The 23,417-nt window shown below is 35.1% G+C and carries 24 protein-coding genes; 7 read left to right on the top strand and 17 right to left on the bottom strand.

The features are described from left to right. Window positions 1-26: 26 nt before the first annotated feature. From dacB to HYG87_RS10595, 4 genes are all read right to left on the bottom strand, one after another. Window positions 27-1,628: a D-alanyl-D-alanine carboxypeptidase/D-alanyl-D-alanine endopeptidase gene (dacB, locus tag HYG87_RS10610; protein WP_211533131.1), complete on the bottom strand. Its 1,602-nt coding sequence runs from the start codon at window positions 1,626-1,628 to the stop codon at window positions 27-29. Window positions 1,629-1,663: 35 nt separating this feature from the next. Further along, window positions 1,664-2,173 carry a DUF308 domain-containing protein gene (locus HYG87_RS10605; RefSeq protein ID WP_211533130.1) on the bottom strand — a complete coding sequence of 170 codons (510 nt, stop codon included), beginning with the start codon at window positions 2,171-2,173 and terminating at the stop codon, window positions 1,664-1,666. A gap of 170 nt (window positions 2,174-2,343) precedes the next feature. After that, window positions 2,344-4,206 (bottom strand): glutamate synthase-related protein, encoded by a 1,863-nt coding sequence (locus HYG87_RS10600; protein ID WP_211533129.1) that lies wholly within the window; start codon window positions 4,204-4,206, stop codon window positions 2,344-2,346. A gap of 11 nt (window positions 4,207-4,217) precedes the next feature. After that, entirely contained in the window at window positions 4,218-4,886 is a 669-nt protein-coding gene (locus HYG87_RS10595; protein WP_211533128.1) for a GltB/FmdC/FwdC-like GXGXG domain-containing protein, read from the bottom strand. Between the two features lie 194 nt (window positions 4,887-5,080). On the opposite strand from HYG87_RS10595, the gene HYG87_RS10590 reads away from it, so the two are divergent. Next, the gene (locus tag HYG87_RS10590) at window positions 5,081-5,629 is read left to right on the top strand and encodes an ArsR family transcriptional regulator (protein WP_211533127.1); all 549 of its coding nucleotides are present in this window, start codon (window positions 5,081-5,083) and stop codon (window positions 5,627-5,629) included. Between the two features lie 35 nt (window positions 5,630-5,664). On the opposite strand, the gene HYG87_RS10585 is transcribed toward HYG87_RS10590, so the two are convergent. Next, window positions 5,665-5,886: a hypothetical protein gene (locus tag HYG87_RS10585; protein WP_211533126.1), complete on the bottom strand. Its 222-nt coding sequence runs from the start codon at window positions 5,884-5,886 to the stop codon at window positions 5,665-5,667. Window positions 5,887-6,210: 324 nt separating this feature from the next. Between HYG87_RS10585 and HYG87_RS10580 the strand changes: the two genes are divergently transcribed. Then, window positions 6,211-6,612: a hypothetical protein gene (locus tag HYG87_RS10580; protein WP_211533125.1), complete on the top strand. Its 402-nt coding sequence runs from the start codon at window positions 6,211-6,213 to the stop codon at window positions 6,610-6,612. A gap of 174 nt (window positions 6,613-6,786) precedes the next feature. Here the strand turns inward: HYG87_RS10580 and HYG87_RS10575 are convergent, their stop codons facing one another. After that, window positions 6,787-7,656, bottom strand: coding sequence for a cation diffusion facilitator family transporter (locus tag HYG87_RS10575; protein ID WP_211533124.1), 870 nt, complete (start codon window positions 7,654-7,656; stop codon window positions 6,787-6,789). Window positions 7,657-7,975: 319 nt separating this feature from the next. On the opposite strand from HYG87_RS10575, the gene HYG87_RS10570 reads away from it, so the two are divergent. Beyond that, a complete protein-coding gene (locus tag HYG87_RS10570; protein ID WP_211533123.1) occupies window positions 7,976-8,578 on the top strand; it encodes a zinc dependent phospholipase C family protein in 603 nt (200 codons plus the stop codon). 88 nt (window positions 8,579-8,666) lie between these two features. Here the strand turns inward: HYG87_RS10570 and HYG87_RS10565 are convergent, their stop codons facing one another. The 6 genes from HYG87_RS10565 to heR all read right to left on the bottom strand — a co-directional run bounded on the left by HYG87_RS10565 (window position 8,667) and on the right by heR (window position 12,905). Continuing rightward, window positions 8,667-9,176: a hypothetical protein gene (locus tag HYG87_RS10565; protein ID WP_211533122.1), complete on the bottom strand. Its 510-nt coding sequence runs from the start codon at window positions 9,174-9,176 to the stop codon at window positions 8,667-8,669. 94 nt (window positions 9,177-9,270) lie between these two features. After that, a complete protein-coding gene (locus HYG87_RS10560) occupies window positions 9,271-10,419 on the bottom strand; it encodes a TIGR04083 family peptide-modifying radical SAM enzyme (protein WP_211533121.1) in 1,149 nt (382 codons plus the stop codon). A 638-nt stretch (window positions 10,420-11,057) separates the two neighbouring features. Further along, window positions 11,058-11,387: a hypothetical protein gene (locus HYG87_RS10555; protein WP_249164856.1), complete on the bottom strand. Its 330-nt coding sequence runs from the start codon at window positions 11,385-11,387 to the stop codon at window positions 11,058-11,060. A 2-nt stretch (window positions 11,388-11,389) separates the two neighbouring features. Continuing rightward, window positions 11,390-11,680 (bottom strand): ArsR/SmtB family transcription factor, encoded by a 291-nt coding sequence (locus tag HYG87_RS10550; protein WP_211533120.1) that lies wholly within the window; start codon window positions 11,678-11,680, stop codon window positions 11,390-11,392. A 138-nt stretch (window positions 11,681-11,818) separates the two neighbouring features. After that, window positions 11,819-11,980: a TIGR04165 family Cys-rich peptide gene (locus HYG87_RS10545; protein WP_211533119.1), complete on the bottom strand. Its 162-nt coding sequence runs from the start codon at window positions 11,978-11,980 to the stop codon at window positions 11,819-11,821. A 100-nt stretch (window positions 11,981-12,080) separates the two neighbouring features. Beyond that, a complete protein-coding gene (heR, locus tag HYG87_RS10540) occupies window positions 12,081-12,905 on the bottom strand; it encodes a heliorhodopsin HeR (RefSeq protein WP_211533118.1) in 825 nt (274 codons plus the stop codon). 243 nt (window positions 12,906-13,148) lie between these two features. Between heR and HYG87_RS10535 the strand changes: the two genes are divergently transcribed. After that, complete coding sequence (locus HYG87_RS10535) at window positions 13,149-13,751, top strand: SOUL family heme-binding protein (RefSeq protein ID WP_211533117.1); 603 nt, start codon at window positions 13,149-13,151, stop codon at window positions 13,749-13,751. Between the two features lie 10 nt (window positions 13,752-13,761). On the opposite strand, the gene HYG87_RS10530 is transcribed toward HYG87_RS10535, so the two are convergent. After that, window positions 13,762-13,899 carry a hypothetical protein gene (locus tag HYG87_RS10530; protein ID WP_211533116.1) on the bottom strand — a complete coding sequence of 46 codons (138 nt, stop codon included), beginning with the start codon at window positions 13,897-13,899 and terminating at the stop codon, window positions 13,762-13,764. A gap of 145 nt (window positions 13,900-14,044) precedes the next feature. Here HYG87_RS10530 and HYG87_RS10525 point away from each other — a divergent pair, with 145 nt between their 5' ends. Beyond that, window positions 14,045-14,416, top strand: coding sequence for a hypothetical protein (locus HYG87_RS10525; RefSeq protein WP_211533115.1), 372 nt, complete (start codon window positions 14,045-14,047; stop codon window positions 14,414-14,416). A 55-nt stretch (window positions 14,417-14,471) separates the two neighbouring features. On the opposite strand, the gene HYG87_RS10520 is transcribed toward HYG87_RS10525, so the two are convergent. The 4 genes from HYG87_RS10520 to HYG87_RS10505 all read right to left on the bottom strand — a co-directional run bounded on the left by HYG87_RS10520 (window position 14,472) and on the right by HYG87_RS10505 (window position 18,503). Next, window positions 14,472-16,031, bottom strand: a complete 1,560-nt coding sequence (locus tag HYG87_RS10520; RefSeq protein ID WP_211533114.1) for a histidine kinase dimerization/phosphoacceptor domain -containing protein — start codon at window positions 16,029-16,031, stop codon at window positions 14,472-14,474. A gap of 11 nt (window positions 16,032-16,042) precedes the next feature. Continuing rightward, a complete protein-coding gene (locus HYG87_RS10515; protein WP_211533113.1) occupies window positions 16,043-16,396 on the bottom strand; it encodes a response regulator in 354 nt (117 codons plus the stop codon). After that, window positions 16,374-18,182 (bottom strand): PAS domain-containing sensor histidine kinase, encoded by a 1,809-nt coding sequence (locus HYG87_RS10510; RefSeq protein ID WP_211533112.1) that lies wholly within the window; start codon window positions 18,180-18,182, stop codon window positions 16,374-16,376. The genes HYG87_RS10515 and HYG87_RS10510 overlap by 23 nt, the downstream gene beginning before the upstream one ends. Before the next feature lie 141 nt (window positions 18,183-18,323). Further along, a complete protein-coding gene (locus HYG87_RS10505; RefSeq protein ID WP_211533111.1) occupies window positions 18,324-18,503 on the bottom strand; it encodes a hypothetical protein in 180 nt (59 codons plus the stop codon). 509 nt (window positions 18,504-19,012) lie between these two features. Here HYG87_RS10505 and HYG87_RS10500 point away from each other — a divergent pair. Then, complete coding sequence (locus HYG87_RS10500) at window positions 19,013-21,124, top strand: pseudomurein-binding repeat-containing protein (protein WP_211533110.1); 2,112 nt, start codon at window positions 19,013-19,015, stop codon at window positions 21,122-21,124. A gap of 332 nt (window positions 21,125-21,456) precedes the next feature. Further along, on the top strand, window positions 21,457-23,352 hold the full coding sequence (locus HYG87_RS10495; protein ID WP_211533109.1) for a pseudomurein-binding repeat-containing protein: 1,896 nt from the start codon (window positions 21,457-21,459) through the stop codon (window positions 23,350-23,352). Window positions 23,353-23,417: the final 65 nt, after the last annotated feature.

Raw genomic sequence — 23,417 nt, 5'->3', positions numbered from 1 at the left:
AAATTTCAGGGATGTTAACTATTTAATTATACTATCTCATAAATTTTCTCTAAAATCTGGAATATGTCCTCCTCAATAAGCAGGTTATCCCCTTCCTTTTCCAGGGGCACATTATTAATGAATATGGAGAAAATCAATTTTCTACCACTTTTAGTGACCATGTATCCGGCCATTGATTGACTTAGAAGTATCCCCCGGTTGTTTAATTTATCTTCAGCAATAGCAGTTCCAGTTTTGGCATATACATTACCATATATAGAACTATTATTAGATACCACTCCCTCCAAGGTACCATCATACCCCATCACCGGCAAGGATTCATAGTAAGCTGAGAAATAGGTTTTATCCTGCACCAGATTTAAAAGCTGGTTCATGGCTAGAGGACTTATTCTATCTGATTCTGAACCTCCCCTACCATCTGATAGTGCCAGAGAGTTTCTTTCAATCCCTGAATTTTCCAGAAAGTTTCCTTCAAGTTGCATGCCTTCTGAGAAAGTTTTCTGACCATTGTTAGCTGCCAGGAGTAAAACCAGAGTATCTGCCTGTATATTATGTGAAAGCTTTAAAATAACCTTTATATTCTCAGATAAGGGTAAGGAAGTAAATGAGGCTACCTGCTGGTTTTCAGCATAGGTTGTGTTATTGAGCAATTCTTGTGGGTTTTTACCTCCCTTAGATGCATTTATCTGGACTCCTTCTCTTTTCAAGGCCTCCATAAAAAGAGTACGGGCCCATGAGGAAGGGTCTTCTACAGTTATGGTCCGGATTATAGGAGGGGAATTTTCCAGTATCTGGCCCTCCACCTGAATAGTTTCTCCATCGAAATTTACAGTTATGTTATTCTCCCCTGAGGTAATGGTCTCTACCCGGGAGGATAGAGTATAAATACTGCTTTTGGGCCTCCAGTTGATGGTTGCATTTTCTCCATTCTTCCCCGGAACTATTTCCAGGTCTATAAGATTGTCATTAATCATTATAGGAGTGATTAAGTATTCTCCGGTAGGGGCCATGGTTTTTTCAAAAAGCCTATCATCTATAATCACATTACCCTGAATCTCATTTATCCCGGATGATTTAACCTGCCGGGCCAGATCATTTATCCCGGTTAAGGGGTCGGTGCTGGTTAAATTAGCATTCCCCAGAGTATTGGCATAGGAATGATCAATATGTTTAAAAGCCATTTTTCCATCAGGAGTATTTCTTCCCCCCATGGTCATATCACCACTGGCAACAAGTATTAAATCTCCATTTAATACTCCTTCTGAATCTATTTCACCATTATAATACACAGGGGTTTTGAATCTATAATCAGATCCAAAATTATCCAGTACAGCTGCAGTAATGAATAGTTTGGTGGTGGAGCCCGGGACAAATAAATCCTGTGAGTTTTTATCATAAATGATTTCTCCAGTTTCCTGATCCTGAACTAGAATACCCCAACTGGAATGCTTATAGGTAGTACTATTAATGGTTTCATTAATCTGACTGCTTAAATTAAAAGAAATATTATCAGAGTCATTGGAAGAGGTGTTATTAACTTCCTGGGAGACTGTGAAGTTTTCTGAAGCAGAAAGTATGATCATGATGGATACCATTAAAAATATAATGAGTTTATAAAATCGGGACATGATGATTTCTCCTTATAAACTAAACCCCGGGAATATTATCCTGTTTGTGCCTTTTCATTACTACTTAAAAACTGCATAAAACCAGCCACCAGTAACCACAGCCCTAATACCAGAGCCATAAACTCAGGATCAAAGGCAATATATGCCATGAATAGATATAATACTCCCGTAACAACTCCTATTAAGCCCACTATCTTATCAAAAGTATCTCCGGGATTAATTAACTGGAATATACCACTAAATATTAATAAGATACCCACCAGGTAGAATGCACCGTCCAGTAACATTTCAAAAAGGATTATGTTTCCTATAAAGCCTATCCCCAGCAGGATACATACTAAACTAATTACTAAAGCAGCCAGGCTACCTAAATTGTTATAACCCCAATTATCAAAACTCAAGGCCATTAACCATATACCTAAAAATATTAGGCCCAGACCAGCTAAAATACTGCCGGCCAGTTCACTGAATACTGGAAAAGAAATAACTATTATTCCTAAAATAATCCCTAAAATACCCAATATCTGATTTTTGCTTTCAAACATAATTCACCCCATTAATTATATTGGAAAATTATTTAATTAAATTTTTGGGGAGAATGAAATGTAATATAAAAAAATATGGTTCCATAAATATCATCTCGACTTTAAAGGCCAGGAATATGTAAAAAAAAAGTATAAAATACTAAAATTATAAAAAAGATTAACAGGACTTTTTACTGTCCTATCAACCTCAAACCGGTTATTGCCGCTATGTTGGTATCCAGTGCTCTCAGGTCATTTACTGAGAATTTTCGAATATCATCATGCCCTGCCAGTTGGGCCAGCATCTTGGTTTCTTCTGTCATGGATTTGATATAATTAGCCACTCTCATGGCCGATAGTTCCAGATCCATTCTTTCTCTTAGGGCGGGATCCTGAGTGGCTACTCCTACTGGACATTTTCCGGTGTAACACATTCTACAGGCCCGACATCCCAGAGCAATCATGGCCCCGGTACCAATATAGGCTGCATCCGCTCCCATGGCCATGGCTTTGGCCACATCAGCTCCGCTCCTGATACCCCCGGTGATGATGAGATCCACTTCATCCTTTAATCCAATTTCTTCTAAACCATTAACGGCCTGTACCAGAGAGGCCAGAGTGGGTACTCCGGTGTGTTCAATAACCACTTCTGGAGCAGCTCCAGTTCCACCTTCCATACCATCCACAGAGATGATATCTGCCCCTGCTTCTGCAGCTATTTTAACATCTTCGTCCACCCTTCCTGGGCCCAATTTAACCACTATAGGAATTTTCCAGTCTGTTACTTCCCTCAAGAGTTCTATGTGTTTGGCCAGATCTCCCTCCCGGGTTGCATCCAGGAAACGGGCCGGGCTCAGTGCATCAGTACCCAGAGGTATTCCTCTTATTTTAGCCACTTCCGGGCTTACTTTTTCTGCCAGGAGGTGTCCTCCCATCCCTGGTTTGGCACCCTGGCCTATTTTAACTTCAATGGCATCGGCCACATTTAAGTAATCAGCAGAAACCCCGAATCTTCCTGAGGAATACTGTACCATTAACTTGTCAGCCATTTCTCGCTCTTCCGGAAGCATACCTCCTTCACCGGTATTAGCACAGGAACCCACCAGAGCAGTACCTTTGGCCATGGCCAATTTACTTTCTTTACTTAAAGCACCAAATGACATTCCCGCAATAAGCACCGGGGTTTGTAAAACCAGCGGTTCTTCTGCAAATCTACCTCCCAGTACTACCTGGGTGTTGCATGCTTCCCTATATTTGTCAACGGGAGCTATTGATGCCTGGGCCGGTAAAATAATTATATCATCAAAGCTGGGTAGCCGCCTTTCAGTTCCAAAACCACGCAGTGCATATTTACCTGCCTTGGAAGTATACCTGATAACCGCAATAGTCCGTGGGTCCCATATACTACCTGCACCACTTGGAATTAACACTGGACATGCTGCTAAGCAGGACCCGCACATGATACAACGGTTTTTATCAATTACCGGGTTATTATCCACAATTTCTATGGCATCAGTGGGACATACTATGCTACAAGTACCGCAAAACACACACAACCCTTGAGTAGCCGCTGACAGATCACTGGAAGGAGATGCAGGATTAAGGGAATGTGAAGAATTACTATTTTTTAATTCAAAGCCTTTCTGCATTCCTGTGGCGAATTCTTTAACATCTACCGCTTCTAAACATCCGCTTTCACAGGCAGATACACAGTGAGGTATTTCTCCTGGAGCAGAGATACATTGCTGGTCACATTTAAGCATCCCTCCTTCGGTGTATGTTATGCTGCCAATAGGACACATTAACATGCACAATTTGCATCCAGAGCATGAATCCTGGTTTATTTTTACCACACCATTTTCCCGTTCAATGGCATCCCGGAAGCATCCCCGGGCACAGGCCGGATCCACACATTGTTGGCATACCACTGCCTGGTATCCTTTATTCATTTTGTGTAAAAATAAAGCACTTTCCTTATTTACTTTGGCACAGGCCTCGATACAGTCATTACATCCATCACAATTTTCCGGATCAGTTAATAATATTTGAACCATTTATAATCACCTTACCCATAAAAAGGCCGGGAATCCTTATGTTGAATTTTTTGGAATTTTTCTACATCCGCTGAAATACCATAGCTCTGGAATATGGCAGAAAGTTTCTCTTTATCTGTTTTATCCAGGGTGGTTATCTTAGCATTGGTTCCTGTTTGGAGGTCTCCACCTACATAAATAGTTCCCCCAATCATCCAGTCACCGGTATCTTCTCCAGCATTACCTGTTATAATTATATCACCACTGAGCATGTAAAGTCCAGCCAGCTTTCCAATATCCCCATCTATAATTATTAATCCGCCTTTATTGAGTTGTCCCACCGCGTCTCCTGCATTACCATGCACCACAATGGTTCCATTATACGTCCCAAAGCCCACCCCGTCATCAGTGGATCCCTGCACAATAATTTCACCAGCAGTCATATTATTGCCTACATAGCGTCCTGTGTTTCCCTGAATCTCTATTTTGGCCCCATCATTTAAGGCGCCAATAAAGTCTCCAAAATCTCCTTTAAGTTTTATATGTGATTCTTCTCGAATACCAACTACAATGGAGTCTAATTTTTGCGAGTTTTCAATCAAAAATGTGGTTTGATTTTGTTTTAAACCATTTTTTATTTCTTTATTTATGGTGCGAGTTGAAAGATCATCACCAGAAATCATTACTTCGTTTACAGGCATTTTTCTAATCCCCCTGTCTATTAATATGATGTAAGTTAAAAAGTAACTTAAACTTTACCTTTTTCAAGTTTTAAAAATAGACAAGTCTATATTATAGTGAGACTAAAAATATTACAGTAAAAAAAAAGCTGCTTTTTGATAAATGAATTATAAGGAGATATTCTATAATTAATTAAAGTGTGGAGGGGAGAAACATGAAAACTCTAATTAGCAATTTAAAAGGAAAGTGTTTATTTGAGGTATCTATGAAAACTCAAATTGACGGGCTTATTTGTATTCATACTGATCCATCAGATAATTCTTGTCTGGATAAATTTATCAAAGGAGGTTCAGTAAGAATTGAACCAGAAGATCCACTGGAAGTCTGCCAAAAAATAACCAGGGTTATAAGAGGGGCCAAAAAACATGGCGAAGTCTATGTAGGTTATGACGGGGGTCCTTTAGGATCTCTACTGGGATTTATTGCCAATAAAGAAGGAGTCGATGGTGTTTATGTCTGTTTAAATAATGAATCCATTCGTTTACCTGCTTTAAAGATGGATATTTCTGATACTCGTTTAAGAATTTTAGAAACCTTAGAAAAAGAAAATCTTACAGCCATTTCTATTGGAAAAAAAGTGGGTATTTCCCGGGCCATGGTTTATAAACACCTGGCCGGCCTCCTGGACTTGGGGCTGGTTAAACAGGCCCAGATGTTTGAAAAGTACTCTATTACTCAAGCCGGGAAAATAGTTATCATATAAATAATATAAAATTAATTTAAAATAAGTTTAATAATTTATTCCATAGGATATTCAACCCGTAATCTATAAGAGGCTTTTTCACTTAACAGTACCGTTCCCGGTACAAAAAAATCTTGATACTTTTCCACTTCACTTTTCATGCAGGGCTTCATATCCATTTTTTGAATATAAGAGGTACATTCATCAGTTTCAATTAGTCCTTTTTTCACCAGGGCGATGTAGCGCATCTTCAAGGTTTCTTCATCTAATAAATCCATACAATCACCATACTATGATATTTTCAAAATCATATATAAATATTTCCAATTAAATCGCTAAATGAATATCCATATCCACAAACATGTAAGTCAAACAACCAATTATTTGTAACATCGAACCATCGAAATTAAACAATGTTCAAAAGGATTAAGAAATAAGATATTTTTCACTATATTCAAAATTAATTGAGCATATTTACAGACATTTCAGTAAAACCTATAACTATTTATAGTATTAACTCCTTAAGTATAGACAATGTTCAGAAGAATTTTGCAGTAAAACTGCATGAGCATATTATAAAAAAAAAATAGAAAGGGAGAAAAATGAGAAAAAAAATCTTTGAAAATTCTGGATCTGCAGATAAAATACATGACGAATTAATAAGATCTGTGGTAACCCAATTAGAAGGTAAAGGATTCATGGTTAGGGCTAACCATATCCATCATCCCAATGGCACTCCCAGAACAGTTAAAGGTTATACTCCCGATATTCATGCTTTCAAAAACCTGAAAGAAATAATAATAGAAGTGGAAACCTGTAAAACCATCCATTCTGATAATTTATTAAAATGGAGAAGATTCAGTTTTAATAATGGAAGACGTTTCTGGTTAGTGGTTCCCCCCTGCTGCAAGGAAAGTGCTGAAATGAAAAAAGAAGTATTCAATTTACCCATGGAAGTATACTGCAGTAATTTAAATGGTAAATTGGATAAGGTTAATGTATAATCCAGATGCAGTTAGCCCCTTAAAAATATTGTTTTTTTTAATCAATTTTTTATAGATTTTAAGTTTAAGGATCTAAAACTATTTTATTCTAAAATAAATTTATTTTTGTAAAATCTATTTAAATATTCCTTAAAATTAAATTTAAAACTCCCAAGAAGGAGTTTTGAATAATCGCTATTCATTACAGGGATCCACATGAACTGTAACATCCTTTACTCCTTCAATGGAATTTTTAAGTGTTTCTTCTACTTTATGGGAAATATCATGCGCCTCATCCAGGGAAAGACAACCTTCCAGTTCAATGTGCAAATCCACATAAATACTTGATTTTGGGCCCCTGGTCCTTATTTTATGACAATCTTTAACTTCTTCTAATGCATTAACAATTTTTTTTATATCTTTAGACTCCAGGGGGGCTTTATCCAGGAGAACATCAGAACTACTTTTTATTATGCTTATTCCTGTCCGTGCTATTAATAATGCAATTAAAATAGCCACTATTGAATCAGCAATAACAAATCCCATTTTAATGGCAATAAAACCCAGTATAACTGCAACTGAACCATATACATCACTTCTAGTATGTAATGAATCTGCAACTAAAATACTGCTACCTAAACGTTTACCTTCCCGGTTTTCAAACCAGGAAATAACTATGTTTATGCAAATAGTAATCCCGATAATTATGAAACTAACCATGCTAATTTCCGGTACTGTGGGATCAAATAATCTCTCCACTGCTGATTTAAAAATTTCAAAGCAGGTGAAAAATAATATTATGGCTATTCCCAGGGAGGCTAAAGTCTCGAATTTAACATGTCCATAGGGATGTTCACTGTCTGGTGGTCGAGAGGCGATTATAATCCCTACAATTCCAATCACATTGGAAATACCATCAAATAAGGAATGGAAACCGTCTGAAACTATACTCAAAGAATTAGTATACCAACCATAACCCAGTTTAGTCAAGGATACCCCTAGATTGAGGAATAGAATAATTATAAGAATATTCCGTACCCGGCTGTAATAATTTTTTGAATTCATAGTAATTCCCTGTAGAATTTTTAAGGCCATATGCCTAGAATATATTACAATTATCCTCTTTTTGAAGAAATTGAAGTATCTTTATAATCAATATTAATCAGGGGCATGTATTTTAGATTATCATTTATCTAATCCACATCAAATAAAGTTAATTAAGAAATTTATAAAACTCATGTTTTAATGGAAATAATAAGATTTACCACTAAGTTTAAATAGTGTGCCTGGTACACATATCTATTAATAAAATCTATTTTACGATTAGGAACGAATTAGTAAATTAATAGTTTAAGTTGAAACTATACATCTAATAAGCGATAATATGTTAAAAATTCTAATTTTCTCATTATTAATAGTAGTACTGGCCCTGTCTTATATGGAGCCTGCCGCAGCCTGGGCTATTACTAATCACCGGGATATTGCTGCTGAAACTTATTATGCTATGCCTCCAGATATTCAGGAAAAATTGAGTCTAAAAGAAATGCAAAATGGATCAATTGCTCCTGATACTAAGTTTTTCGATTTTAAGTACCATATATATCCTTTAACCCAGGATAAGGCTTATTACTGGTTAGAAAAGGGTCGAGCTAATTACCAATTAGAAAACTATGAATATGCCAGTTACTGTTATGGGGTAGCCACCCACTATATAGCTGATGGGTTATGCCCTCCTCACAGTGAGAGTGGAAACTCACATTATTATCATAACCTTTATGAAGCCCGAGCCATGTTTTTAAGTCCCAGTATAAATTACTCCTACAGCAATCTGGATCTTTTCCTGGAGAGTGGAGCCATTGAATCCAAAAATAGCTGGTATGACTGGTTGGAAAATGGTGATGATGTTAATATACAACAGGACTTGAATCGTGCTGCTACGGGTTCTTTTCTGGCAGTTAAAACCTATATCCCACAAAATAAAATTTAATTATCACTTGAATGATAAATCCAGTGCTAATTAATTGAAATAAACCGTCTTTAATAGATCCCCCAAAAAAATTATATTGAATTCAAATTCAGGGATTTTTATCATTCTTATTTATAAATAAGTCAGATAATTTTCCCAGGACCCCGCTACCTTTATTAATGATTTCATCTTTTTCCAGTCTCTTTTTAAGGTCATTTATCTTTTCTTCCTGTTTTTTTGATTTTTCCTCCAGCTCAAAAAGCTCTCTTTCCAGTCTTTTTAGCTTCAATAACTTAATATCAACTTCCAGGTCATTATAATATTTTAATTTAGTTTTAAGGATGTTCAATTCCTGTTCTAAAGAAATTATACGTTGTAATTGTTCCTCATAATCACTTCTTCTTTGATTAAGCAGGTTATTCATCCGGAAAAAATCTTCGCTTTTGAGGATAGAAACCTCTTCCTCACAGCTAAAAGGCTGATCATTTTTTAAGGGAATGATAAACTGTTTAGAACTATAACTGTGTGTTTCACCGGACTTTATCTTTTTTTTAGTTTTTCGGGTGTAACACTTTACTTTAGAATGAATGGTTTTAATTAAAGGCTCATAAGGAAGCATAAATTGTCCTCAATTATTCTGATAATTAAATTATCCAAATAAATAAAAATTTATTAAAAAATCTGCAGGATAGTTTTAAGTAAAACTACCTTTTTTATGAAGATTTAAGCATAAGGTCCATGATACTTGCCTTTTTTGATTTTGGTTTGGAGCCCCCAAAAAGAGGTATAGACGATGATAAGAATTCTTTGTTAGCCCTATTACTTATTTCACTAAATATTATTTTGTAGGCCTCGCACTGGTGATCAACCCCATCTATTTTCATTTTCCGGGTCTTTTTATCCAGGGTTAAGGCATTGTAGGGGCAGCCTCCCCTGCAGAATTTGATATATTTACATTCAGCACATTCTTCATCCACCAGATCCATCCATTGATGCAGGCTTTTCCAGGCTGGTGATTGGGATAATTCCTCCATGGTGGGATTATTACTTACATGGCCCATTACATATTCTTCCATCCCTACAAATCGATAACAGGGATATATATTACCATCAGGCCCTATGGCAAAGGTATCTCCCACACAATCCGCATAGGTACACACCACTCCCCGGCGCATGAAAACTCCTTTGCAGAGATGATCGATATTTTTTATTTCTATATCATCTATGTGTTCTAGATACTCATCCAGAAGATAAACCAACAATTCACCATACTCTTCTGGAGATATAGACCATTTATCCGGATTTTCACTCCTCAGGGAGGGTAGTGCCGGGTGTAGTTTAAGATCTAAATTGTTATCCAGGAAGAATTTAAATATTTCTTCTTTGAGTTTAATGGAATGGGAGGTGAAAGTGCTGATGAAACTCACTCTCAGGCCTTTTTCCCGGGCAATTTTATATCCTTGCATTGTTTTTTCATAGTAACCCTTTCCTCGCTGGAAATCATTAATATCCTGGGGTCCATCCAGACTTGATCCAATGGGAATGTTATATTCTGCAAAAAGCTGGGCTAGTTCCTCATTCATTAGCCATAAATTAGTTTGAATAGCAAAAGCTGGTTTTAAATGACTCAGCTGCTGACTAAGAAGAGGTAGTGATTTTTTGTAAAAATCATATCCGGCTAAAAGAGGTTCTCCCCCATGAAAAGTGAAAGTCACCGGTCCTTTTCTAAAGTTTTTTAGCCATTTAACCACTTCTTCAATTGTTTCCAGACTCATCAAATCTGATTCTTTATCCACACCCCAGCAGTAGCTGCAATTAGAAGGGCAATCCATAGAAGGAATTATCATTACATGAAAGGCCATTTAAAACACCACGAAATTGTATAAATTAAATATGAACCGTGAATTTTTTTTATAAAATATGTATCGCCAGGTTTATATTTATAAGTACTGTTAAAAATTTACGATTTTATTAAAATTTAAAAATAATAATATAAATATTAGTTAAGTTAAAAATCTAATCATTTAAAAAGTACTTACCCTGGCACTTTTTATATCTTTAAAATAGTAAAGGTTAAAGTTGAGGACCCCTTTATTTATTAGTGATTTTTAGGAATGATGTTAGGTGGAAAATATTACTCCCATCACTAAAGGGTCCTCTATAACCAGTTAAGTGGTTACTGTAAATTATTTAACAAATTTTCACATTAATATAAATTATGAAGAAGCCCGGATTATTTTTTCCGGCATGGAGGTGATGGAACAATAAGGGGCTCTTCATAATTTTAAATTAAGATTTTTAAGTTTTGAGTTAAATAAATTCAATTCATAGTATTTATAATATCTTAAAAGTAATTATTCCCAGATTCTGCACAAATTAGGCACAAATTATACAAAAATCTGCTAAACTTTCAATTTCTTTAGTTAATTTCGTGATTATTATAAAATATAATATAACTTAAAAAAAATGAATATTTTAAATAAATAAGTAGTAACCCGAATCATTTTCGGGTTATTTTAAATAGAATGGATAAAGCAATCAATTGCACAATGTTAATAAAACTCAAAGGCATTCTAGGATGATAAAACTCTTGAATTTGCATATTTTCCGGGGCAAACAGTTGAATAGCCAGAAAAGCGGTTGATATAAAATTCTGAAGAAGTAGAAGGAAGGCAAAAACCAGCAATCCTAAAGTAAATTCTGATCTTACTTCACTATAGGTATTCTTATAAACATAAACTAAAGCCAGTAGTAGTGAAATATTCAAAACCCCAATACCCAGTGCCACTGCATTTAATATATAATAATGTTCTGATCCCATTAGTGCCATGATTACCCCCTCTCTTTTATATCTATTTCCTTCCAAATTGCATTAAAATCATCATAATTTTCCATCATCCGGTCTGAGAGAAAATATAGTTCCCCATATTTTTTACCTTCAGTAGTAACTATTTTATTTTCTTCTAAAACTTTAAGGTGGTGTCTTACTGTTTTATAATTTAAATTTAATTTTTCTGAAAGCTGATGAGCATTATTAGGACGTTTGTATAACTCCATAATTATCCTACCTCTATTAGGTCCTCCACCCGAGCCGGCAATCAGCCACCAAAGTAGTTTTTTCATATTTTCCCCCAATTAATGAATATTTAATGAAATTATGCGCTCTAAAGAAGATCTTATTATTTACACTTAACTATTATAATCCTACCTCCTCCCGGCTACATAATCCCATTTGAACCAGTATTTTAATTATAATTAAAATTAATCCTCTTTTTCCTCTGATTGGAATTCATAGCCGCACTCTTCACATAAAATACTCTTCATAGTGGCATGAGCACGATGTTCATCCTGAATTTTCCTCAGGATTTTTTTGTCCTTGCAACCGCATTTTGGACACTTTTTCATTAGTTCTTCCATTTTCATATTAAACATTTAAGTGTTGAGTACAATTTAAATTTTTGGTAGATAAAATTCGTATAAGGAGTTAACTGGATAGTTATAAAAAAAATAAAAAAGAGAAGTTTTAAAATGGAGCAAATATTCCAATAAATACCAGCCAGGCCAGGGCAGTTTTTGCAATTAAGCTGAGTATAATGTATACCCTTTCACCATAGAGATAGTCCTTCCACTTGCTAATTCCCTTGTACTGCAGTATCATGTTTATGGAAAAAGTGTTGAACATTATAAAGTAGATAAGCAGTATCAGGTACACAAAAGTAGGAGGCTCTGTTTCTCCAGACCCCAGGGCAGCTACAAAGTAAGCAGCCATAACAATCCAGGGGGTAAACCCAGAAATACACCCCAGTAAATAAGGAGACCAGTCTGTTTTTTTAGGATACTGATTTATTTTCTCCATGAGATAACCAAACATTATCATGGTGGCATTTAATACAAATATCATCACCAGAGACCATAAATCCCAAATCCCCAAAAACTGGGCAATGAGGACTATCATTATCGAGCTGGAAAAGGCATATTCGTACCAGCGGTAAGGATTCATTCCTTTTTTCAGATTTTCATTGTAATTCTTGTTTCTAATAAAAGCAATTACAAAATGGGCCACTGCGGAAATCAAGAGGAAAGATGCCAGAATCACCCCTAAATTTTCCACTGTAAAAATTACCTGGGGATCAGGTAGTACCTGGAAAACTAAAGGATTAACTGATACCACTTCAAAATTCAAATAAAAAGTGTAAATTTCTCTACTCCACTCCAACCATATACCCAGACCTACCAGTAAAAGGCCCTGTATCAGGTGTAAAACCCCTGCCCCAATATTTAGTTTCCTTAAACCTTTAAAGGTAATAGGGGACTTTTCAATTAATTCCCTTCTTAACTCATTGTCCAATTAATCCACCTCCCTTAGGTATTAATATTTTTTATTTTAATTAATATTATATTTTTTGGTTTTAAGAAGCTTTTACTTTTAATTAAATCTTTAAAATACCACTCTTATAAATTAGGGGGCTAATTTTTTTAATGAAAGATATTAAGCTATTAAAATTTGAAAAAAAGCCCCCAAAGATAGAGTGTAATTTATAAAAAATTATTTAATCCTTCTCCACCATAATATATAATTAGAGGTATACCCATGACTGAAAGCCCTGCATATCAAGTTGAGGAGAAAGAAGGAAAGTTTGAAATCAGATTATATCCGGGTTATATTCTGGCCCAGGTGGATGTAGAGGCGGATTTTGATAGTGCATTGGGAAAGGGTTTTTCCATACTGGCCGGTTATATATTTGGGGCCAATAAAAAAAAGTCAGATATTGATATGACGGTGCCTGTTTCTGAAGAAACTTTAGAACCATCTGAAAGTATAGCCATGACTAAACCGGTAACTCAGGAGATAAAGTCCGAAAAAATAGCCATGACCATCCCGGTTACTGAAGAGAAAACCAGGGGTAATGTGCATCGTATATCATTTACCATGCCCTCTAAATATACTCTGAGTACACTCCCCCAGCCAGAGGATAAAAGGATAAATTTTAAAGAATATAAAAATCAAAAAATGGCTGTTTTGCAGTTTTCAGGCCGGGTTAAGTCCCAGTTAGCCCGTGAAAAAATTAATGAAATGAGTAAATGGCTTTCCCAGAAAGGTATTGAACCTGAATCAAATTTTATAGTAGCCCAGTACAATCATCCGGCCATTCCGGGTTTTCTCCGGAAAAATGAGATAATGGTTAAAATTTAAGGCTTTAAAATCAACCAAATCTTTTTTTGAGTTTATGTATGGCTAAAACCATATCTTCTCTGGTCATAACTGCCAGAACATCTTCCAGATCATCCCAGGTCATACCTTTAAAGTTATCCACAAAGTCCTGAATATCCTTTTCATCCATATAATTCACCCCTTGATAATTATATGTTCTTATTGATACATAAATTATACCATTATATCTTAATTTTTATTAATAATTACTTTTCATCTGCTCTTTTACCTAATCCACAATAACACTTTAGTATATAATTTAATTTCCAGGAGGGATGAGTATTAAACTCAGTATAATAGAACTTGGAAAAGATGAAACAGTATTTTATAATCTGGGAGTTTTTTTAGAAGGTGAAAAATTATTAATTTTCCCTTACGAAGAATTTAAAAAATTTTACGAAGATTTAAGCTTTAATTTAGAATGTTTAGAGGGTGTTATTGACGAAGGATTGGAAGAAAACGATATATCTACCGAAAGATCTCTGGAGATGGTGAAGTACTACCTGGATGAAATAAAGGATAGATTAGATAACTTGCTCCATTATGATATTCAAACCACCATGGAAGGATATCAGGGAGTTGTTTCTCCCACCAGGCAGAGAGTTAAATACCGAAAAGAAAGACCTCAGTGCCTTTTAGGATTATGATTTAGTAAAATAGAGGGTTTTGATTGAATAAGAGTAATTTAAAGACATATAAATCCTATTTAAGAAATTTTATTATAAATTGAGTCCCCTTTTCTCTTTTTATTTCCAATTCTCCATCAATTTGTTTTATTAATGATTTTACCAGATCCATACCCAGGGTATTTAAATTTTCAAAATCAAAATCCCGGGAAAGTCCCACTCCATTATCTTTAATACTCAGGCAATACTCGTTTCCTTTTTTATCCATGAAAATATTTATTTTTCCTTTTTCTTTATCCTTAAAAGCATGTTTCAGGGAATTAGATACCAGTTCATTTATTATAAGGCCGCAGGGAATGGCCAGGTCAATATCTAAAAATATGTCCCTTACCTCCATTTCAATTTCAATTTTATTCTGATTAACACTGTAGGTAGCAGAAATTTCAGATATCAAGCTTTTTATATAATCCTCAAAATCAATTCTAGAGAGTTGGTGGGATTGATAGAGCTTTTCATGGATCATGGCCATGGATTTAATCCTGATCTGGCTGGCCTTAATAATATCGGAGATACTATGATGGGAATAATAAATCTTTTGCAGGTTTAGCAGACTGGATATAATCTGCATATTGTTTTTCACCCGGTGATGGATTTCTTTTATAAGTACTTCCTTTTCTTCCAGAGAAAGTCTTAGATCATCTTCAATTTTTTTCCTGTAGGTTATATCCTCCAGGGTGGTATACACCTGAACTGGTTTTTGTTCTCCAGGTTTAAACTGAGGAACGGCATTAATATTTATCCACCGGTAATTATTTTCAGATGGGTTGAAAACTCCCATAATAATATTATTGACTGGCTTTCCTGTCTTTAAAGATATCATAGAAGGGTGATCCTCTCCAGGAAAATCTGAACCATCTTCATGGATTGATTTCCAATTAGGGTCCATTGAAGTTCTATCTTTTAATTGATCCATATTCAAACCTAGAATCTTTAAAGCAGCAGGATTAGCCGAAATAATATTACCCTGGGCATCCTGATAAACCACTCCTTGAAACATGGTATGGAAAAGATTTTTAAACTTTTCTTCACTGGCTCTTAAAGACTTTTCTGCTTTTTTTCTATTTTCAATCTCTGATTTTAATTTTTTATTAGTTTCTTGCAACTCTTCCAGTTTATTTTCTAATTTTTCTATTAAACGGACATTGTAAAGCTTTAAAAAAGTATCTTCGCTTTCTAAAGTACTTTGTGAAATTTCAAAATTATTAATATTTGCCTTTTCTATGACCTCTTCTATAATTTTAATGAATTCCCCGGTTTCGGTGGGCTTAACAATGAATTTATCTGCACCTAATTTAAGTGCAAATTCTTTATCTTCTTTAGAAGTATATGTTCCTGAATAAAAAATAAAAGGAATTTTCTTAAATTCCGGGTTCTTTTTGCACTCTCTAAGAAATTGATAACCATCCATTTTAGGCATTAATATATCAGAGATTATAAGGTCAAAGTGATATTTATTCAATATTTGGAGGGCTTCTACTCCATTTTTGGCAGATTTAACCTCATAATTATTACCTTTTAAAATGGATTCCAGTAAATATCGGTTGTTGGATAAGTCATCCACAATGAGAACCTTCATATTTGTCCCTCTCAAAAAAATTTCTCTATTTCATCCATGATAGTATCAATATTAATTGGTTTTTCAACATATCCTGTGAAACCTGATTTTAAAGCCTTTTCCTTATCACCTACCATGGCATAAGAAGTCAAAGCAATAATAGGTATACTATTATTTGATTTTCTGATTCTTTTAGTTACTTCAAATCCATCAAAATCAGGTAGCTGAATATCCATTAATATAAGATCAGGGGATGTGTTTAAGGCTTTTTCAACTCCTTCAGCGCCATTTAAAGCTTTTATAACAGAATAACCCTGATTTTCAAGGATATATGTAATTAGATACATGTTATTTTCATTATCTTCAACAACCAGTATCTTTTTCATCCACACTCCTCCTTTCAACAGGAAGGGTAAATTTAAAAGTGCTGCCTTTTCCATATTCACTTCTTACCATTAAATCCCCACCTAAGTTTTTAGAAAGTTTTTTGGATAGATATAGTCCCAATCCGGTTCCTTCAGTAGAAGGCATTTCTTCCACATTAATGCGGCTGAAAGGCTGGAAAAGTTTAGAAAGGTCTTCTTGTTTGATACCTATTCCTGTATCTTTAATACAAAATATTATTTTTTCACATTTTTTGCTTAAATAAATGTCAATTTTTCCTTCTTCAGTAAATTTAACAGCGTTACTTGCCATGTTCATTAAAATTTGCCTGACTCTTTGTTCATCGCTTTTTAAGAAGAGTGTGGAAGGAAGGTCCAGTGATAATCTGATATTTTTAGAATTAATTTCATTTTCAAAAGAAGTTATTACTTCTTTAACCAGTGTTACATAATCAAATTCATTTATATAAAAATCTACTTTTCCTGCTTCGATTTTACTAAGATCGATAATGTCATTAATCATAGAAAGAAGGTGATTAGCACTATATTTTACTATATTGAGTTGTTTTTCCTGTTCAGGGTTTATATCGCCGGTCATGCCCTGCAGTATTACACTGGTGAATCCTATAATTGAATTTAGAGGAGTTCGTAGCTCATGACTCATAGAAGCTATAAATAGAGACTTCAATTTATCAAGTTCTTTTAGCTTTTCATTAGCTTCCAGTAATTCTTTAGTTCGGTCTTCTACTTTTATTTCTAATTCATGGCTTAATTTTTCAATCTTATGCAAATAAAATACCTGTTTACTTATATCTGCTGCAATTGACATTATACCATTAACTTTCCCCCGGGAATCATGCAGTGGTGCAGCTGAAAAACTTAAATAAGTTTCTTTACCCTCTTTGGTGAAAGTTTGCAATCTTAAATCGGTGAATGGTTCATCATCCATAATTTTCTGCTTTAATTTCATAAAATCAGGGGTATTATCCTTAGTTATAATGGGTAAAGTTTTGTTTATTACCTCCTCTTTTTTCCATCCAAAAATGTTTTCTGCTGCAGGATTCCAGATAGACTTAATTTTTCCCTCCAGATCCAGATCATAAATGGCCAGGGGTGAAGAATCTATAATTGCAGCTAGATAGTCATTATTAGCCCTTATATTCTCTTCAAAATTTTTTAAATCAGTTAAATCACGAATAACATTAGAGTACCCACTTATGATCCCTTTTTTATCATACAAGGTGGTTATGACACTGCTTGCCCAAAATTTAAGTCCTTTTTTATTTATGCGCCAACCTTCAAAATATTTATTTCCTTTAAGGGAAGCAATTTCAAGTTCTTTTTGAGGCAGCCCCTTTTGAACAGATTCTGGAGGGAAAAAAATGGAAAAATTTTTCCCCATGACCTCTGGGGAATTGTAACCATAAATTAGTTCAGCTCCAGCATTCCAGCTTACAATTTTTCCAGAGGGATCTATCATAAAAATAGCATAGTCTTTAACCCCCTTAACCAGGAGTTCAAATTTTTCTTTAGTTTTTATAAATGATTTTTCCGCCTTTTTAATAGCAATAAAATCCCTGTAAATTAAAATATAAATTAGTATGCTGGTTAAAATTATAAATACTGTCCCTTTAACTGTTTGTAATTGGGTAACCATGTCTGGAGAAAAATATAACTCCAGCAGACTATCAGAAACTATTATCCATATAATGCTGGCTGTAAAATAAATTAAAGAAATTTTAAGTGCATTCCAACGAGGATTGAAATTATATAAAGAAGATCCTGGCAATTAAACCCCTGGATATATATTTGGCCCTATCTATTAATAAGTTAATGGGAAATAGATAGGTTTAGTCTTATATTGTATATCTACAAAATCCCGGGGATAAACCATGAAAAAAGGATTATAAACTAATTATAAAATAATTAATTATTTGCTATTTAGAGCAATTCTACTGGTAATAACAGTTTTTGCCCTTAAAATAGTCTGGTTTTTTTGATCTTTTTCCAGTTCAGATTCTATTTTAAATAGCAGTGATTTTAGATCAGATGATTTACAATTATATGCCTGATTTAATAATTTTTCAACACTTTCATTATTCTTATGCAAAAAATTCACCTCGTAATTCTAAGTAGGATTCATAGCTAATGTCAAGAAAATATCTGAAAATAGACTTTCGTAATTAATAAGAACAGCATAACATCAGATGATAATGATTAAAAAAGATTTCTATTATTTTTATAAAATGAAAAGTCAAAAAGAAAAAGGTATTTTTAATTTTAATTAAAAAAGTAAGTATTGATATTCGTTTATTTCTTATTAAAATATATTGAAAAGGTTTTTTTTAGTTTTAGAAATAGGAAATCAAAATTATTAGATATTTATAATAGTAAACTAGAGATAAAATACTTTTATGGAAGGATTAATTTTTGAAATAAGGTTTAGATAAGCTACTTTATTTAAAAGAGAATTAGATAAGGAGTATTGGTTTTTTATTAAATGTAAAGTTAATTAAAGGGCTTTAATTGAAAAAAAGAGCGTTTTAATAGAAAATTTTAGCAATTAGAATCAAAGTATTTATATATCATTGAAGAGTGAATATATGGTATTAAATATTTATGTCCATATTTTATAGGACGGGAGGAGGTATAATTAGAAGAAAATTAATATTAACGATCTTATTATTTAGTTTAATAGCAATACTGAGTGTAAATGGTATTTATGCCGTAGTAGATAATGGTTCAGAAAATATAACTGATACTGCTAATGTTGAAATGCAAACTGCATCTAATAATAACGAATTGACTTCTACTGGTAATTCTTATTCTGTGGCTCAAATAGAAGACGCTGCAACCCGGGTAAGAAACTTCATACAAGTTAACCGAGTACTGCCCAACTTTGTAACCATTAACAAAAACCAGGTAAGCATGCCTGACTTCCTGCACATACTATCAACCACCACCATCAACCTGGGCCAATCAAAAAACACACCCCTCACCCAGTACACCGTAACCCCGCCCACACACAGCCCCGAACAAATAAACTCCGGTAATATACAAAAAGCAGAATATTTACAACTAGCACAAACCATCAAAAACCACATAGAAACCACCACCAAGGCACCACCATCCATAACAAGTAGCAGAGGAACAATAAGCTACGAATCAACCATATACATGTACTCCCGAATAATCGCCTTCCACGGAACACAAAAAACACTACCCAACTTCGCCACCATAAACAACTGGAACGGACAAAAACTACCACAAAACCCAACCAACCAACCTAACCCCACACCAGAACCACAACCACCAGCCCAACCTAACCCCACACCAGAACCACAACCACCTGTTCAACCTAACCCCACACCAGAACCACAACCACCTGTTCAAGGCCAGCTAACATCAACCGGTAACTCTTATACAGTTGCACAAATAGAAGATGCAGCATTAAGAGTAAGAAACTTCATCCAGAATAATAGAGTACTGCCCAACTTTGTAACCATAAATAGAAAGCAAGTAAGTATGCCGGACTTCCTGCACATACTAACCACTGCCACCCTCAATCTAAACCAGAGAATAAATAGTCCTTTAACCCAGTACACTGTAACCGCACCCACCTACAGCCCTGAACAAATCAATTCAGGTAATATATTAAGAACAGAATACTTACAACTAGCACAAACCATCAAAAACCATATAGAAACCACCACCAAGGCACCACCATCCATAACAAGTAGTAGAGGAACAATAAGCTACGAATCAGCCATATTCATGTTCTCGCGTATAATTGCCTTCCATGGAACACAAAAAACACTACCCAACTTCGCCACCATAAACAACTGGAACGGACAAAAACTACCTAACAATCCGCCAGTAACGCAGCCAGAACCTGAAGTACCTACCCCTGATCCAGAAGGAGAGCAGCCATCTCCAGATAAGATAATAAAAACGAGTTATTCGTATTCTGTGACACAAATAGAAAATGCTGCCACATGGGTAAGAAATTTCATCCAGAACAATAATAAATTGCCTGAGTTTGTGACCATTAACAACCGGCAGGTTAAAATGTCTGACTTTTTGCATATTTTATTGCAAAGTACTATCAATTTAAACCAGAAAATAACCACTGCCGTAACTCAATACCATGTGCCTGAACCCACTCACAGTACACAACAAGTCAATGCAGGCAATATTTATAGCCTGGAATACATTTTCCTGGCAAAAAATATGCTTAAATACATGGAAACCAATAATCAGGCCCCATTTGCTATACAATCTACCCGAGGGACCCTAAGCTACGAATCAATAATATACATGTATTCTCGAATCATTGCCTTCCATGGAACACAAAAAACACTACCCAACTTCGCCACCATAAACAACTGGAACGGACAAAAACTGCCTAATTCACCTGTTGGAGCAGCCCCTATGAGTTTGTTTGAAAGTCATACGTCTCCGCCTCATCTAAATGGTGCATATAATGTGGAGATAACTCCCGAAGTCGTTAAAGTTACGGCTAAGTGTACCTGTGGAATATCTGGCTATACTTACAGTACTTCTTCCTTTGTTAACTACTGTGTGCGATGTAAAAATCATGGTACACTTCTATGGAATCCTAAAGGAGTAGTAGATGGAGAATGGAGCTGCGGTAGATGTGGTGCAGACTATTGTGGAGCTAGTGGTAAGGAAAAAATGCCAAACAGCAATTATTATTTAATATCCGCTTAAAACCTGTATAAAACAGGTTTTTTATTTATTTTTTTGAAATTAGCAAATTATTTAATATTCTTCTGCTTTTTTAAAATTTAAGCGTTAATTTTTGTCCAAATTCTCTTATTAAGTTAAAATTATCTTTTTTTAAAATTATTCCAGAAATAAAAGTCCTGATGAATCCCTGTTTTTAAATCTGATAATTTAAAGCCGTATAACTGGCTTAAAATGTTATTAAGATACTTGAAACAAGTTATATATCCTTGGAAATTAAAATAATTATTAATTAAAAATTACCTTTTTTTTATGAGGTAGGAGGAGGTATTATTAGAAAAGAATGTATAATACTAATGGGAATTTTCATAATTATAGGATTTCTCAGTATTGGAGAAATAAGTGCGGTTGAAATAGTTGATCCTGATTTAGAAACCATAAATGTTAATAATATAGAAAACAGTCAGGTTAATGAGCCTTTAGTTTCAACTGGTAATTCTTATTCTGTGGCTCAAATAGAAGACGCTGCAACCCGGGTAAGAAACTTCATACAAGTCAATAAAGTACTACCCAACTACGTCACCATCAACAAAAAACAGGTAAGCATGCCTGACTTCCTGCACATACTATCAACCACCACCATAAACCTGGGCCAATCAAAAAACACACCCCTCACCCAGTACACCGTAACCGCACCCACCTACAGCCCTGAACAAATCAATTCAGGCAATATACAAAAAGCAGAATATTTACAGCTAGCACAAACCATCAAAAACCACATAGAAACCACCACCAAGGCACCACCATCCATAACAAGTAGTAGAGGAACAATAAGCTACGAATCAACCATATACATGTTCTCCCGTATAATTGCCTTCCACGGAACACAAAAAACACTACCCAACTTCGCCACCATAAACAACTGGAACGGACAAAAACTACCACAAAACCCACCAGCCCAACCAAACCCCACACCAGAACCACAACCACCTGTTCAACCTAACCCCACACCAGAACCACAACCACCTGTTCAAGGCCATTTAACACCAACCGGTAGCTCTTATACAGTTGCACAAATAGAAAACGCCGCATTAAGAGTAAGAAACTTCATACAGAACAATAGAGTACTGCCCAACTTTGTAACCATTAACAACAGACAGGTTAAAATGCCGGACTTCCTGCACATGCTAACCACTGCCACTCTCAATCTAAACCAGAGAATAAATAGTCCTTTAACCCAGTACACTGTAACCGCACCCACCTACAGCCCGGAACAAATAAACTCCGGCAATATACAAAAAGCAGAATACCTGCAACTAGCACAAACCATCAAAAACCACATAGAAACCACCACCAAGGCACCACCATCCATAACAAGTAGCAGAGGAACAATAAGCTACGAATCAACCATATACATGTACTCCCGAATAATCGCCTTCCATGGAACACAAAAAACACTACCTAACTTCGCCACCATAAACAACTGGATTGGACAAAAGCTACCTGCGAGTCCTCCTGGTGTACCGGTAGAAACTAACTATGCCATTGAAATCATAAACTATGCTACTGGAGGAGATATTACCAGAAATAGTTATTTTAATCAGTACATGCCAAAAAGTGACCTGACTACAGCAGTAATTAATGCAGCTAAAAAAGGCACTCCAATGATTACTTTTGGTGATGGTAGTGGTCCTAAAGTAATGATAACAGCAGGAGTGCATGGAGATGAATTACCAGCCCCTATAGCTGCCATGAAGCTGATAAATTATCTGGATGGTAAGGTATTGAAAGGGACAGTATATATAGTGCCTTTTGTGATACCGGTTAACTCGGCAAATTCTTACAGGTACTGGAATGGTAAAAGTCCTAATAAGATTGCAAATGTAGCAGGAAGCCCTACCAATGTGATCTTGAAAAAAGCTCAAAGTTTAAGTGTTATAGCTCTGGGGGATTATCACTCTACCCGGCCAGGTGGTGATCCTGGTGAAGATGCAGTGGTATGTAGTAAATCACCTAACTACGAAAGTTTTGTTCTGGCATCTTATATTGCTCAGAAAACGGGATGCGCAGTATATGCCTATAACCAGGCAGGTGTAGAATATCCTGGAGCATTGGAAGATGTGGCCAATTTAGCAGGAATAGTGTCAGTAACTCCTGAAGTAACTATCGCTCATGGTTATGCCAGTACTAAAACAGTGAATGACTCCTATGCTATGATGTTAGCTTTCCTGGATTACTATAAAATAATTTAATTTTTATTTTTTTTTTTTTTTTGAATTGGATTTTAACTAAAAAATAGCTTGTTTTATATTTCAAA

Source organism: Methanobacterium alkalithermotolerans, assembly GCF_018141185.1.
GTDB lineage: Archaea > Methanobacteriota > Methanobacteria > Methanobacteriales > Methanobacteriaceae > Methanobacterium_F > Methanobacterium_F alkalithermotolerans.
This window is presented reverse-complemented; position numbering and strand designations above follow the sequence as displayed.